This is a genomic window from Streptomyces endophyticus (assembly GCF_035798155.1).
Classification (GTDB): domain Bacteria; phylum Actinomycetota; class Actinomycetes; order Streptomycetales; family Streptomycetaceae; genus Streptomyces; species Streptomyces endophyticus.
Window position 1 is genome coordinate 1 of the sequence record NZ_JAOZYC010000016.1, and the last position, 14686, is coordinate 14686.

Consider the following 14686-nt stretch of genomic DNA (forward strand, 5'->3'; position numbering starts at 1 on the left):
ATCAACACGATGGTCGACCAGCTCTCCGCCTTCGCCGACGAGGTCACCCGCGTCGCCCGCGAGGTCGGCACCGAGGGGCAGTTGGGCGGGCGCGCCCAGGTCCGCGGCGTATCGGGCGTCTGGAAGGACCTCACCGACAACGTCAACTTCATGGCCGACAACCTGACCTCCCAGGTCCGCAACATCGCGCTCGTGTCGACGGCGGTGGCGCAGGGCGACCTCGGCAAGAAGATCACCGTCGAGGCGAAGGGCGAGATCCTCGAACTCAAGTCGACGATCAACACGATGGTCGACCAGCTCTCCGCCTTCGCCGACGAGGTCACCCGCGTCGCCCGCGAGGTCGGCACCGAGGGCAACCTCGGCGGTCAGGCCCAGGTCCGCGGCGTGTCCGGCGTCTGGAAGGAACTGACCGACAACGTCAACTTCATGGCGTCGAACCTGACCTCCCAGGTCCGCAACATCGCCCAGGTCACGACCGCCGTCGCCGAGGGCGACCTGTCGAAGAAGATCTCGGTCGACGCGCGCGGCGAGATCCTGGAGCTGAAGGACACCGTCAACACGATGGTGGAGCAGCTGCGCGGCTTCGCCGACGAGGTGACCCGGGTGGCCCGCGAGGTCGGCACCGACGGCCGGCTCGGCGGGCGGGCGACCGTGCACGGGGTGTCGGGCGTCTGGAAGGACCTGACCGACAACGTCAACTACATGGCGGACAACCTGACGTCGCAGGTGCGCAACATCGCGCAGGTCGCCACGGCGGTGGCCCAGGGCGACCTCTCCAAGAAGATCGACGTCGACGCGCGCGGCGAGATCCTCGAACTGAAGACGACCATCAACACGATGGTCGACACGCTCTCCTCGTTCTCCTCCGAGGTGACCCGGGTGGCCCGCGAGGTGGGCTCCCAGGGCCAGTTGGGCGGCCAGGCGCGGGTCGAGGGCGTGTACGGCACGTGGAAGCGCCTGACGACGAACGTGAACGAGCTGGCGCTGAACCTGACCACACAGGTCCGCGCCATCGCCGAGGTCGCCTCCGCGGTCACCCAGGGCAACATGTCCCGCTCGATCACGGTCGACGCACAGGGCGAGGTCGCCGAGCTCAAGGACAACATCAACCTGATGGTGGCCAACCTCCGCGAGACGACCCGCGCGAAGGACTGGCTGGAGTCGAACCTGGCCCGCCTCGCCGCCCTGATGCAGGGCCACCGCGACCTGATGGAGGTCGCCGACCTGATCCTGCGGGAGCTGACCCCGCTGGTGAACGCCCAGTACGGCGCCTTCTTCCTCGCGGAGGAGGACGACGACGGCACGGGTCCGCGAACGGCCGTGCCCACCAAGGGACTCGCGTACATCGCGGGGTACGGCTCGGGCTCCGCCTCGGTCATCGACACGGGCGGGATGCCGGTCCACGGACTCGTACGGCAGGCGGCGCTGGAGAAGAAGCGGATCCTGGTGGAGGAGGTGCCGCCGGACTACATCAACATCAACAGCGGGCTCGGCGAGGCGGCGCCCGCCTCTGTCGTGATCATCCCGATCCTCTTCGAGGACAAGCTCCTCGGCGTGATCGAGCTCGCCTCCTTCTCCCGCTTCTCCGATGTCCACCTGGCGTTCTTCGACCAGTTCGTGAACACCATCGGCGTCGCCATCAACACCATCATCGCCAACTCCCGTACGGAGTCCCTGCTCGGCGAGTCCCAGCGCCTCGCCATCCAGCTCCAGGAACGCTCGAACGAACTCCAGCGTCAGCAGGCCGAGTTGCAGCGATCGAACTCCCAACTGGAGGAGAAGGCCGCCCTGTTGGCGACGTCCTCGCAGTACAAGTCGGAGTTCCTGGCGAACATGTCGCACGAGCTGCGCACTCCGCTCAACTCCCTGCTCATCCTGGCCCGGCTGCTCTCCGACAACCCGGACGGCCATCTCAACGACCAGGAGGTCCAGTTCGCGACGACGATCCACCGCTCCGGCTCCGACCTGCTCCAGCTCATCACCGACATCCTCGACCTGTCGAAGATCGAGGCGGGGCGGATGGACGTACGCCCCAAGAAGCTCCCCCTCATCAAGGTCCTCGACTACGTCCACGCGACCTTCCGGCCCCTCACCCTCGACCGCGGCCTCGCCTTCGAGGTGTCGGTCGGCGAGGACGTGCCGCGCGACATGTTCTCCGACGAGCAGCGGCTCCAGCAGATCCTGCGCAACCTGCTGTCGAACGCGATCAAGTTCACCGCGCAGGGCCGGGTCGAACTGCGGGTCCGCCTGGTCAAGGCCCCCGAAGGGGCCCCGCCGAGCGAGGGCGACGACCTGCTCGCCTTCGCCGTCACCGACACCGGGATCGGCATCCCGCGCGACAAACTCGCCGTCGTCTTCGAGGCGTTCCAGCAGGCCGACGGCACGACGAACCGCAAGTACGGCGGCACGGGCCTCGGCCTGTCCATCAGCCGGGAGATCTCCGCGCTGCTCGGCGGCCACATCGTCGCGGAGAGCGAGCCCGGCGAGGGCTCCACCTTCACGCTGTACGTCCCCGTGCACTGCCCTGGACACGAGCCGACCCCGGGGCAGCAGCCGTCCGCACCGCCGCTGACGGCCCTCGTGCCCGAGCAGGGCGTCTCCATGGACACGTACGCAGCGTTGCAGCCGCCGGAACAGGAGGACAACTGGCCGGCGCCGACGAAGCTCGAGCAGTGGAAGATGGGCAGGCCGGGACAGGTCCTGCCGGGCCGCCGCGTGCTGATCGTCGACGACGACATCCGCAATGTCTTCGCGCTCACCCACGTACTGGGCCGCGTCGGCATGCCGGTCCTGTACGCGGAGAACGGCCGCGAGGGCATCGAGACGCTGGAGAGCCACCCCGATGTCGAACTCGTCCTGATGGACATCATGATGCCCGAGATGGACGGCTACGAGACGATCTCCGTCATCCGCGGTACGCCGAGATGGGCCGGGCTGCCCATCGTGGCGCTCACCGCCAAAGCCATGCCCGGCGACCGCGAGAAGTCGATCGCCAAGGGCGCGAACGATTACGTACCGAAACCGGTGGACGTCGACCAGTTGCTGAACGTCGTGTGCGAGCTGCTGGCCCCCGAGGAGGCGGAACCATCCGCCTCCGAGGCCTCCGGTGCTCCGGCGACCACTGAGTGAGGCACCATCATCATGACCACTGCAGAGTCCACTTCAGCGGATCGGGCCAGCATCCTCCTCGTCGACGACATGGAGGACAACCTGACCGCACTCGAAGCCGTACTGGGCCCCCTCAACGAGCCCCTGGTCAGGGCCCGTTCGGGCGAGGAGGCGATGAAGGCGCTGCTGCGCAGGCAGTTCGCCGTCGTCCTCCTCGACATCCGGATGCCCGGCATGGACGGCTTCGAGACGGCGACGAACATCAAGCGTCTCGACCAGACGAAGGACGTCCCGATCATCTTCCTGACGGGCACGGAGGCCGACACCGGCTACGCCTTCCGCGGCTACGCGACCGGCGCCGCCGACTACCTGACCAAGCCCTTCGACCCGTGGGTGCTGCGCGCGAAGGTGACGGTCTTCCTCGACCTGCACCGCAAGAACCGCCAGTTGCAGCGTCTCCTGGCGCGCGAACACCAGCAGTTGGACAGCCTCGCGGCCCGTATGACGACGATGGAGCGCCGCCTGGCCGAGGACGAGGACCTCGACGTGCGGGAACTGCGCCACGACATCGGAGAGATGAAGGAGACGCTGCGGGCGATGCGCCGCGGTTAGCGCGCATCCACCGCGGCGTCTCCTCGGGTCATCAGCCCTCGCGGCTCCCGGAGTACATCTCGTCGAGCAGCTGCTTGTACTCCCGCTCGACGACCGGGCGCTTCAGCTTCAGGCTGGGCGTCAGCTCGCCGTGCTCGATGTCGAGGTCGCGCGGCAGGAGCTTGAACTTCTTGACGGTCTGCCAGCGCTGCAGGCCCTCGTTGAGCTCCTTCACGTAGCCCTCGATGAGCTGCACCGTCTGCGGCGCCGCGACGACCTCCGCGTACGAGGCGCCGCTGAGGTCGTTCTCCTTGGCCCACTCCAGGATCGACGGCTCGTCGAGCGAGATGAGCGCCGTGCAGAAGTTCCGGTCGGCGCCGTGCACCAGGATGTTGGAGACGTACGGGCACACGGCCTTGAACTGGCCCTCGACCTCGGCGGGCGCGATGTACTTGCCGCCCGAGGTCTTGATGAGGTCCTTCTTGCGGTCGGTGATCCGCAGGTAGCCGTCGTTGGACAGCTCGCCGATGTCGCCGGTGTGGAACCAGCCGTCGGACTCCAGGACCTCGGCCGTCTTGTCCGGCAGCCCGTGGTAACCCTCCATGATGCCGGGGCCGCGCAGCAGGATCTCGCCGTCGTCCGCGATCCGCACCTCGGTGCCGGGAAGCGGCTTGCCGACGGTGCCGGTGCGGTAGGCCTCACCGGGGTTCACGAAGGAGGCGGCGCTGGACTCGGTCAGTCCGTAGCCCTCCAGGATGTGCACTCCGGCGCCGGCGAAGAAGTAGCCGATCTCGGGAGCGAGCGCGGCCGACCCGGACACACACGCCCGCAGCTGTCCGCCGAAGGCCTCCCGCAGCTTGCCGTAGACCAGACGGTCGGCGGCCTTGTGCTTCGAGGCGAGCTTGAACGGCACCGAGGCGACGCCCGTACGCCGGAAGTTGTCCTGGCTGACCTTCGCGTACTCGCGCGCGACTCCGGCCGCCCACTGGAAGATCTTGTACTTGGCGCTGCCGCCGGCCCGTGCCTTCGCGGCGACGCCGTTGTAGACCTTCTCGAAGATGCGCGGCACGGCGGCCATGTAGGTCGGCTGCACGACCGGCAGATTCTCGATGATCTTGTCGACGCGCCCGTCGACCGCGGTGACGTGCCCGACCTCGATCTGGCCACTGGTCAGCACCTTGCCGAAGACGTGCGCGAGCGGCAGCCACAGGTACTGCACGTCCTCGCCGCTCACCAGGCCGGTCGCCGCGATGGCCTTCGCCATGTACGACCAGTTGTCGTGCGGGAGCCGGACGCCCTTGGGACGGCCGGTGGTGCCGGAGGTGTAGATGAGCGTGGCGAGCTGGTCCTTGGTGATCGCCGCGACCCGCTCCGTCACGACGTCCGGGTTCTTCTCCAGGTACGCGGCGCCGCGGGCCTCCAGGTCCTCCAGGGTGAGCACCCAGCCGTCGGGGTCGCCCGCGTCGGGCTCGACGCCGGTCGCGTCGATCACGACGACGTGCCGCAGCTCGGGCAGCTCGGCCCGGCGCGCCCGCGCCTTGGTGAGCTGCGCGGCGTCCTCCGCGACCATCACCTTGGACTCGGAGTCGGACAGGATGAACGCCGACTCCTCCTCGTTGGTCTGCGGGTACACGGTCGTGGTCGCCGCGCCCGCGCACATGATGCCGAGGTCGGCGAGTATCCACTCGACACGGGTCGAGGAGGCGAGCGCCACCCGCTCCTGCGGGCCCACTCCCAGCTCGACGAGGCCGGCGGCGATGGCGTACACGCGCTGCGCGGCCTGCGCCCAGCTCAGCGACCTCCAGTCGTCGGGGCCTGTGCCGGTGGCCGAGGGCACCGGATAGCGGTAGGCCTCGGCGTCCGGTGTCGCCGTCACGCGCTCCAGGAAGAGGTTCGCCACGGAGGGCGGACGGTTCTCGATCAAGGTCTGTGTGTCGCTCACGACGTCCTCCGGGGCCCGCGACAGCGCGGCTTGTTCAGACAGTGCGGCTTATTGAAACGCAGCTTGTTTAACTGGCGAGTAACCATTGAGCAGTGATCAGGGTAAGGGTCACCCGCCTGCCGCGTAAGGGGCTCCGGCCTTCGACTTCATGGCACTCTCCCCCAACGTCCTCAGCCCACACACGGCCCACACAAAAGCGGTGGGCCCGCCACGCGTGACGCGCACCGGACCCACCGCCGAAAGCTCCGGGGCGACCTACTTCTTGCTCTTGGCGCCGCCACCGTCGTCACTGGAGAGCACCGCGATGAAGGCCTCCTGCGGCACCTCGACGGAGCCGACCATCTTCATCCGCTTCTTGCCCTCCTTCTGCTTCTCAAGGAGCTTCCGCTTACGGGAGATGTCACCGCCGTAGCACTTGGCGAGGACGTCCTTGCGGATGGCGCGGATGGTCTCGCGGGAGATGACCCGGGAGCCGATGGCCGCCTGGACGGGGATCTCGAAGGCCTGCCGCGGAATGAGCTCCCGCAGCTTGGCGACCAGGCGCACCCCGTACGCGTACGCGGCGTCCTTGTGCGTGACGGCGGAGAACGCGTCGACGCGGTCGCCGTGCAGCAGGATGTCGACCTTCACCAGGTCGGCGGTCTGCTCGCCGGTGGGCTCGTAGTCCAGGGACGCGTAGCCGCGGGTCTTGGACTTCAGCTGGTCGAAGAAGTCGAAGACGATCTCGGCGAGGGGGAGGGTGTAGCGGATCTCCACCCGGTCCTCGGAGAGGTAGTCCATGCCGAGGAGGGTGCCGCGGCGGGTCTGGCAGAGCTCCATGATCGAGCCGATGAACTCGCTCGGCGCGAGGAGAGTGGCGCGTACGACGGGCTCGTGGACCTTGTCGATCTTGCCTTCGGGGAACTCGCTCGGGTTGGTGACCGTGTGCTCGGTGCCGTCCTCCATGTCCACGCGGTAGACCACGTTGGGGGCGGTGGCGATGAGGTCGAGCCCGAACTCGCGCTCGAGCCGCTCACGGATCACGTCGAGGTGCAGAAGGCCCAGGAAGCCGACGCGGAAGCCGAAGCCGAGCGCGGCCGAGGTCTCCGGCTCGTAGACCAGGGCGGCGTCGTTGAGCTGCAGCTTGTCGAGGGCCTCGCGCAGGTCGGGGTACTCCGAGCCGTCCAGCGGATAGAGACCCGAGAACACCATCGGCTTCGGGTCCTTGTAACCGCCGAGGGCCTCGGTCGCGCCCTTGTGCAGGGAGGTGATCGTGTCACCGACCTTGGACTGACGGACGTCCTTCACGCCGGTGATGATGTAGCCCACCTCGCCGACGCCGATGCCGTCGGCCGGGGTCATCTCGGGGGACGACACACCGATCTCGAGCAGCTCGTGCGTGGCCCCGGTCGACATCATCCGGATCCGCTCACGCTTGTTGAGCTGGCCGTCGACGACTCGTACGTACGTCACGACGCCGCGGTACGAGTCGTACACCGAGTCGAAGATCATCGCTCGCGCGGGCGCGTCGGCGACGCCGACCGGCGGCGGGACCTCGGCGACGACCTTGTCGAGCAGCGCCTCGACGCCCATGCCGGTCTTCGCGGAGACCTTGAGGACGTCTTCGGGGTCGCAGCCGATGAGGTTGGCGAGCTCCTCCGAGAACTTCTCCGGCTGGGCGGCCGGAAGGTCGATCTTGTTGAGCACCGGAACGATCTTGAGGTCGTTCTCCATCGCCAGGTAGAGGTTGGCGAGAGTCTGCGCCTCGATACCCTGCGCCGCGTCGACGAGGAGGATCGTGCCCTCACAGGCCGCGAGCGAGCGCGAGACCTCGTACGTGAAGTCCACGTGGCCCGGCGTGTCGATCATGTTGAGGATGTGGGTACTGCCCTCGTCGGGCCCCACAGTCGGGGCCCAGGGCAGACGCACCGCCTGGGATTTGATCGTGATGCCGCGCTCTCGCTCGATGTCCATCCGGTCGAGGTACTGAGCACGCATCTGCCGCTGCTCAACCACGCCGGTCAGCTGGAGCATCCGGTCGGCGAGCGTGGACTTGCCGTGGTCGATGTGCGCGATGATGCAGAAATTGCGAATCAGAGCCGGGTCGGTGCGGCTCGGCTCGGGCACATTTTTAGGGATCGCGGGCACGCAGGGTCCTGTCTCTTGAGGCCTTCTGCCTCGGGTCGGCCTCGGTTGGGATCAATACGTAGCCTCCATGGTCCCATGAGCGGGGGGCTGCGCCCGGTTTGGGCCGCCTGGCTGACGGCTGATACCGTGGGCAGCTGTGTCTCATGCCCTCTAAGCCGAGGCACGCACTCAGTGACAATCACCGGTACGGGTCCCTCACCGGATCCGTGCCTGAACCTGAAAAGGCTCATTTCGTGGCGAACATCAAGTCCCAGATCAAGCGGATCAAGACCAACGAGAAGGCTCGCCTTCGCAACAAGACCGTGAAGTCTTCCCTCAAGACCTCGATCCGCAAGGCCCGCGAGGCCGCTGCCTCCGGTGACGTCCAGAAGGCCGTCGAGGCGCAGCGCGTTGCCGCGCGTCAGCTCGACAAGGCCGTCTCCAAGGGCGTCATCCACAAGAACCAGGCCGCCAACAAGAAGTCGGCGCTTGCTTCGAAGGTCGCGTCCATCCAGGCCTGAACCTGAACTGATCTACCGTCGGTGGGACCCGGGCGGGCCCTCTCTATCCGCCCCCGACCGACACCCAAGAGCCCGCACGCGATCTGCGTTCGCCACGCGGGTGCGGGCTCGACACATGCGTAAGCCGAAGCCCCGCCCTTGTTCAGGGCGGGGCTTCGGTGTGTTCCGTCCCGGCCCGTCCGGCGTTCGAGGACACGGCCGAAGGCCATTCACGGCAGATGTCCATTCGAGGACACGACCGAAGCGCCGGCGGGGGCGGCTTCCCGTGGTGACGCGCTACCCGCGCCCACCCGCCCGGGCGGCCCGAGCCACGGTCACCACGGCCTTCTCCAACGCGTACTCCGGGTCGTCCCCGGCCCCCTTCACTCCTGCATCGGCCTCCGCGACCGCCCGAAGCGCGACAGCGACGCCGTCGGGCGTCCAGCCCCGCATCTGCTGTCGCACCCGATCGATCTTCCACGGCGGCATCCCCAGCTCCCGCGCGAGGTCCGCCGGCCGTCCCCCGCGCGCGGACGACAGCTTTCCGATCGCCCGCACTCCCTGGGCCAGCGCGCTGGTGATCAGCACCGGCGCCACCCCGGTCGAGAGCGACCACCGCAGCGCCTCCAGCGCGTCGGCCACCCGACCCTCCACGGCCCGGTCGGCGACGGTGAAGCTGGACGCCTCGGCCCGGCCCGTGTAGTAGCGCCCGACGACCGCCTCGTCGATGGTCCCCTCGACATCGGAGGCGAGCTGCGACACCGCGGACGCCAGCTCCCGCAGATCACTCCCGATCGCGTCGACGAGCGCCTGGGACGCCTCGGAGGTGGCGGACCGCCCGAGCGCCCGGAACTCGCTCCGCACGAAGGCCAGCCGGTCCGCGGCCTTCGTCATCTTGGGACAGGCGACCTCCCTGGCCCCGGCCTTGCGCGCCGCGTCCAGCAGGCCCTTCCCCTTGGCGCCACCGGCGTGCAGCAGCACCAGCGTGATCTCCTCGGCGGGCGAGCCGATGTACGCCTTGACGTCCTTGACCGTGTCCGCGGACAGGTCCTGCGCATTGCGTACGACGACGACCTTGCGCTCGGCGAACAGCGAGGGGCTGGTCAGCTCGGCCAGCGTCCCCGGCTGCAACTGATCAGGGGTGAGGTCCCGGACATCGGTGTCCTCGTCCGCGGCGCGCGCGGCCGCCACGATCTGCTGCACCGCGCGGTCGAGCAGCAGATCCTCCTGCCCCACCGCGACGGTGAGAGGAGCGAGCGGTTCGTCGTTTGCAGTCTTCCTGGCCATCACGCCAAGCATCCCACGCGCCACTGACAACAACGGGGCCTCCGGGATAGGGACCGGGGTCCGGGCGCACGGGGCTGGGCGCACTGGTCCGGGCGCGGGTCCCACGGGGGCTGGGCACGGAGGCCGGGTGCAGGTCCCACGGGACCGGGCGCCGAGCCGACAGGACCACGTGCGGAGCCCACGAGGCCGGGCGCAGGCCGGGGCCGGCCACCCAGCCCACGGGACCGGGCACAGGTCCCACCGGGACCGGGCACCCAGCCAACAGGACCACGCGCGGAGCCCACGAGGCCGGGCGCAGGCCGGGGCCGGGCGCCGAGACAACAGGACCACGCGCGGAGTCCACGAGGCCGGGCGCAGGTCCCGCCGGGGCCGGCCACCCAGCCGACAAGACCACGAGCCGAGCCCACGAGACCGGACGCAGGCCCCACGAGGCCGGGCCCCGAGCCCACGGGCCGGGCACAGGTCCCACCGGGACCGGGCATCGAGCCGACAAGACCACGAGCCGAGCCCACGGGCCGGGCACAGGCCCCAACGCACCGGGCACCCAGCCGACAAGGCCACGCGCGGAGTCCACCAGGCCGAACGCAGGCCCCACCGGGACCGGGCACCCAGCCCACGAGGCCGGGCGCAGATCCCACGGGGGCCGGGCACCGAGCCGACAAGGCCGCGCGCCGAGCCCACGAGGTCGAACGCACGAACCCACGGACCCGTACTCGGCCCACGTCGCCGGGTGCACGAGCTACGGGGCCGGGCGCACGAACCGCCGGGCCGGGTGGCAGTCCTACGGGGCCTCGCGCCAGCCCTCCCACTCGGCGGCGAACTCGTCCAGGTCCGCGGCGGCCAGCCGCCCGGTCGCGTCCTCGACGACGAGCAGCCACTGCGCGTCCTCGGCGTCGTCCTCACCGGCCAGCGCGTCCCGTACGAGCTGGGGCTCCTCGGTCACCCCGAAGCGCTCCCGGAGCGCCTCCGCGGCTTCCTCTGCGGCATCCCGGTCGGGCAGCACCAGTACGTGTCTCACATCGCTCACGCCACCATTTTCCGGCACGCCGACGGCGCCGCCGCACGGGGTCAGCCCTTGGGCACGACCTGTATGTCGAGCTCTATTCGGACGCTGGAGCCGACGACGGCGATGCCCCTCGCCAGCATGGTCTGCCAGCTCACGGTGAAGTCGTCGCGGTGCAGCTCCGTGGTCGCGCGGCAGGCGGCCCGGGTCTCGCCCTCCATGCCGGTGCCCACGCCCAGGTACTCGGCGTCCAACGTGACCGTCCGGGTCACACCGTGCAGCGAGAGCGCCCCGGTGATCGCCCAGCGGCTGCCGCCCTTGTGCACGAAGCGGTCGCTGTAGAACTCCAGCGTCGGGAAGCGCTGGACGTCGAGGAAGTCGGCGGACCTGAGGTGGTCGTCGCGCATCTTGACGTTCGTGTCGATGGACGAGGCGTCGATGACGACGTGCATCGCGGAGTCCTCGACCCGCTCGGCCACCCGCAGCACACCGGCGAACGTGTTGAACCGGCCGTAGACCCGCGCCATCCCGATGTGCCGCGCCGTGAACCCGATCGAGGAGTGCGTCGGCTCGACCTCCCAGTCCCCCGGCGTCGGCAGCGGCGGAGGCGCGGACACCTGGAGCGTGACGTCACCGAGCGCCGCCTGCTCACCCTCGGCCACGGTCGCTCCACCGCGGAACGGCGCGTACCCCTCGGCCGACACGGCGAGCCGGTAGTCCCCCGCGGGCACGGTCGCCACGAACGAGCCGAACGGGTCGACGCCCCCGCTCACCACCTTGCGCCCCCTCGCGTCGGTCACCGAGAACTCGGCGCCGCGCACCGGCCCGCTCACGCCATCGACGATCCGGCCGCTGAGCACCCCCGCGCCCTGCGGCACCGCCCTCCCTCCGGGAGAACTCGAATCTACTGACCGGTTAGTACGGTTTCTCCGCCAGAGGCCGAACATGTCCTACCCACCCCAGAACGCCTGGACAACTACCTGAACTGCTGCATTCGACGAGTATTCGATCATCGTGTGCACTTTCGAGGCAACATGCGCCCACATGGCAAGAACATGCCTCCGAGCAGCATCGACCGCGTTACGGGAACACTCGGAGCGCCGCACCACCCCCTCCCACGACCGCGACCGCCCCGTCCCGGTCCGTCCTGAGCACGGCCGCACCACGCGCCCGCAACGCCGCCAGCGTGCTGGGCGCCGGGTGGCCGTACGAGTTGTCGCGGCCCACCGAGATCAGCGCGACACGGGGCGCGGCCCTGTGCAACAGCTCCGGATCCTGGTACGCCGAGCCGTGATGGGCGACCTTGAGCACGTCGACCGGGGGCAGCCGGGCCCCGGCGGGCGTTCTCAACAGGGCGCGCTGCGCTGGTGGTTCGAGGTCACCGAGGAGCAGCAGGGTCAGCCCCGCGACGCGGACGAGCAGGGTCACGCTCGCGTCGTTCGGCCCGTCCGGAGCCGGGGCCGGGTCCGGCGGGGGCCACAGCACCCGCCAGTCGAGCGGGCCCGCCCTGCGCCGCTCCCCCGCCACCGCGCGCACCACCGGGACCCCACGCCGGGCGGCCTCCCTCCGTACGAAGGCGACCTGGTCCGGCGGCTCCTCGAACCCGGTCGTCTCGATCTGCCCGACGGCCCTCCCCCGCAACACACCCGCGAGACCGGCCACATGGTCCGCATGGAAGTGCGTCAGCACCACCGCCGGGATCCGGGTGACGCCCAGCGAGCGCAGACACCGGTCGACGAGCAGCGGGTCGGGGCCCGCGTCCACCACCACCCCGGCCCCTGACCCCGCCGCGAGCACCAGGGCATCGCCCTGCCCCACGTCGCACATGGCCAGGCGCCAGCCGGTCGGCGGCCAGCCGGTGACGCCCCGCACGAGCGGCGCGGGCCGCGTGATCACCAGGACGAGCAGCAGCGCGCAAACCCCGCAGATCCAGGGAGACGCGAGTGCTCTGCGCCCCACGAGCACGAGGAGCACCGTGCCGAGCGCGAGCAGCGCTCCGCCGCGCCAGCCACCCGGCCAGTCCACCCCGCTGCCGGGCAAGGCGGCACCGGCCCTGGCGAGGTCCGCGATCCACCCCGTGGGCCAACCGGCGCACCAGGCCAGGGACTTCGCCACCGGCATCACGAACGGCGCCGTCGCCAGCGCCGCGAACCCGAGCACGGTCGCGGGCGCGACCGCGAACTCCGCGAGCAGATTGCACGGCACCGCCACCAGGCTCACCCGCGCCGCGAGCACCGCGACGACCGGAGCGCACACCATCTGCGCGGCAGCGGCGGCTCCCAGGGCCTCGGCGAGCCGCCCCGGCACCCCGCGCTCGCGCAGCGCCGTGCTCCATCGCGGGGCCAGTGTCAGGAGCGCGCCCGTGGCGAGGACCGACAGCAGGAACCCGTAACTCCGCGCCAGCCACGGGTCGTACAGGACGAGCAGCAGCACGGCCGTGGCCAGGGCGGGGATCAGGGATCTGCGGCGCCCGGTGGCCACGGCGAGCAGTGCGATCAGCCCGCACGACGCCGCCCGCAGCACGCTCGGCTCGGGCCGGCACACCACGACGAAGCCGAGCGTCAGGGCGCCGCCGAGCACCGCGGTCGTCCGCAACGGCAGCCCGATCCGGGGCGCGAGTCCGCGCCGCTCGACGCGTTGGGCCGTGCCGGGTGGTCCGATCAACAGGGCCAGCAGAATCGTGAAGTTGGCACCGCTGACCGCCATGAGGTGCAGCAGGTCCGTCTCTTCGAAGGCGGCACGCAGCTCCGGTGTCACGCGCGCCGTGTCGCCGACGACGAGCCCGGGCAGCAGTGCGCGCGCGTCCGCGTCGAGCCCGCCGGTGGCCTCGCGCAGCCCCGCCCGCAGCGCCCCGGCCACCCGCTGCGACCGGTTCGGCGCCCCCACGACCCGGGCCCGCTCCCCGCTCCCGACCCGCAGCACCGCCGCGACCCGGTCCCCGGCGACCATCGGCGGCGCGAGACTCCCCCGCACCCGCAACCGGGTGCTCGGCAACACCTTCAGCCATGAACTGCCGCGCACGCGCGCCGACTTGTCGGGAGAGCGCGGAGGTGCGGCGCCCGTGCTTGCTCTGTCGCCTCCGTCCACCATGACCAGCACAGGCGCCCGCGTCCGGGCCGTGCCCCCGTCCGGCCCCGTCACCCGCACCACGTCGGCCTCCGCCAGCACCGACGTCGGCGCCGCGTGGTCCCCGCGGATCCTCGGCCGGGTGAGCCGGGGATCGGAGGTCACCTCCAACTCGACGTCCACGCGGGCGAACCGGGTCCCCAGCTCGGGCACAGGGCCGCGCCGCAGATCCGCCCCGTGCAGCCCGGCGGAGGCCGCGGCAGCGGCGGTGCACAGGAGCAGCGCCGCCGCCGACGGACCACGCCAGGGCCACGCCGTACGCCCGGCCCCACCGCGCCCCGCGACCAACAACCCCGCCCCACCGACCGCGCACGCCACCGCCACGAGCCCCGCCCACCACGGCGAACCGGTCACCGTCAGCGCCGCCGTGCCCCACGCCGCCAGCGCGGGCGGCACCAACCGCAGGTCCAGCGGCCCCTCTTGACGCGGATGCGCGTCACCGAGCCGCCCCGCCGTGGACGACGCCTCCCGATCACCCCTCGCGCCCGGACGATGCGTGACCGGGCGATACGTGACCGCGCGATGCCTGGCGGGTTGGTTCATCGCCGGGCGGTTCATGGCCGTACGGCATTCTGCAGATCCTCGAAACGGCGATCGCCGATGCCGTTGACCTCGCGTAGCTCGTCGACGGAGCGGAATCCGCCGTGCTCCGTGCGGTAGTCGACGATGTGCTGTGCCAGGACGGGGCCGACGCCCGGCAAGGTGTCGAGCTGTTCCAGGGTGGCCGTGTTGAGGCCGATCGGGCCCGCCGGCGCCGACGCACCCGCGGGTCCGCCCGAAGGCGCGGCGGCGGCTGCCGGCGGCGCGCCCACCAGGACCTGCTCACCGTCCACGAGGAGCCGCGCCCTGTTGAGCCCCACGGTGTCCGCACCGGGGCGCAGCCCACCGGCCGCCCGCAACGCGTCCGCGACACGGGCCCCGGCAGGCAGCCGCTGGATCCCCGGCCTTCGCACCTTTCCGCTGACGTCCACGACGACCCCGGCGGCGCCGCCCGCCAAGGGCCCCGGCCCCGCCTCGGCGGCG

The 14686-nt window shown here is 70.6% G+C and carries 10 protein-coding genes; 3 read left to right on the forward strand and 7 right to left on the reverse strand.

Annotated features, from left to right (window positions below):
* Positions 1-3129: HAMP domain-containing protein (locus OKJ99_RS04295; protein WP_326014380.1), on the forward strand; the 3129-nt coding region annotated here is incomplete at its 5' end.
* A 12-nt stretch (positions 3130-3141) separates the two neighbouring features.
* Positions 3142-3720 (forward strand): response regulator, encoded by a 579-nt coding sequence (locus OKJ99_RS04300; RefSeq protein ID WP_326014381.1) that lies wholly within the window; start codon positions 3142-3144, stop codon positions 3718-3720.
* A gap of 31 nt (positions 3721-3751) precedes the next feature.
* On the opposite strand, the gene OKJ99_RS04305 is transcribed toward OKJ99_RS04300, so the two are convergent.
* Together OKJ99_RS04305 and lepA are read right to left on the reverse strand one after the other, a co-directional pair.
* Positions 3752-5641 (reverse strand): AMP-dependent synthetase/ligase, encoded by a 1890-nt coding sequence (locus OKJ99_RS04305; RefSeq protein ID WP_326014382.1) that lies wholly within the window; start codon positions 5639-5641, stop codon positions 3752-3754.
* 255 nt (positions 5642-5896) lie between these two features.
* Entirely contained in the window at positions 5897-7768 is a 1872-nt protein-coding gene (lepA, locus tag OKJ99_RS04310) for a translation elongation factor 4 (protein WP_326014383.1), read from the reverse strand.
* Between the two features lie 233 nt (positions 7769-8001).
* On the opposite strand from lepA, the gene rpsT reads away from it, so the two are divergent.
* The gene (gene rpsT, locus OKJ99_RS04315; protein ID WP_326014384.1) at positions 8002-8268 is read left to right on the forward strand and encodes a 30S ribosomal protein S20; all 267 of its coding nucleotides are present in this window, start codon (positions 8002-8004) and stop codon (positions 8266-8268) included.
* A gap of 276 nt (positions 8269-8544) precedes the next feature.
* On the opposite strand, the gene holA is transcribed toward rpsT, so the two are convergent.
* The 5 genes from holA to OKJ99_RS04340 form a co-directional block, all read right to left on the reverse strand.
* Positions 8545-9534, reverse strand: a complete 990-nt coding sequence (gene holA, locus OKJ99_RS04320) for a DNA polymerase III subunit delta (RefSeq protein WP_326014385.1) — start codon at positions 9532-9534, stop codon at positions 8545-8547.
* 781 nt (positions 9535-10315) lie between these two features.
* Complete coding sequence (locus tag OKJ99_RS04325; protein ID WP_326014386.1) at positions 10316-10561, reverse strand: hypothetical protein; 246 nt, start codon at positions 10559-10561, stop codon at positions 10316-10318.
* A 41-nt stretch (positions 10562-10602) separates the two neighbouring features.
* Positions 10603-11484: a YceI family protein gene (locus OKJ99_RS04330; RefSeq protein WP_326014387.1), complete on the reverse strand. Its 882-nt coding sequence runs from the start codon at positions 11482-11484 to the stop codon at positions 10603-10605.
* A gap of 133 nt (positions 11485-11617) precedes the next feature.
* Positions 11618-14206 carry a ComEC/Rec2 family competence protein gene (locus OKJ99_RS04335; protein WP_326014388.1) on the reverse strand — a complete coding sequence of 863 codons (2589 nt, stop codon included), beginning with the start codon at positions 14204-14206 and terminating at the stop codon, positions 11618-11620.
* A gap of 11 nt (positions 14207-14217) precedes the next feature.
* On the reverse strand, positions 14218-14686 hold a 469-nt coding region (locus OKJ99_RS04340), incomplete at its 5' end, for a ComEA family DNA-binding protein (protein WP_326014389.1).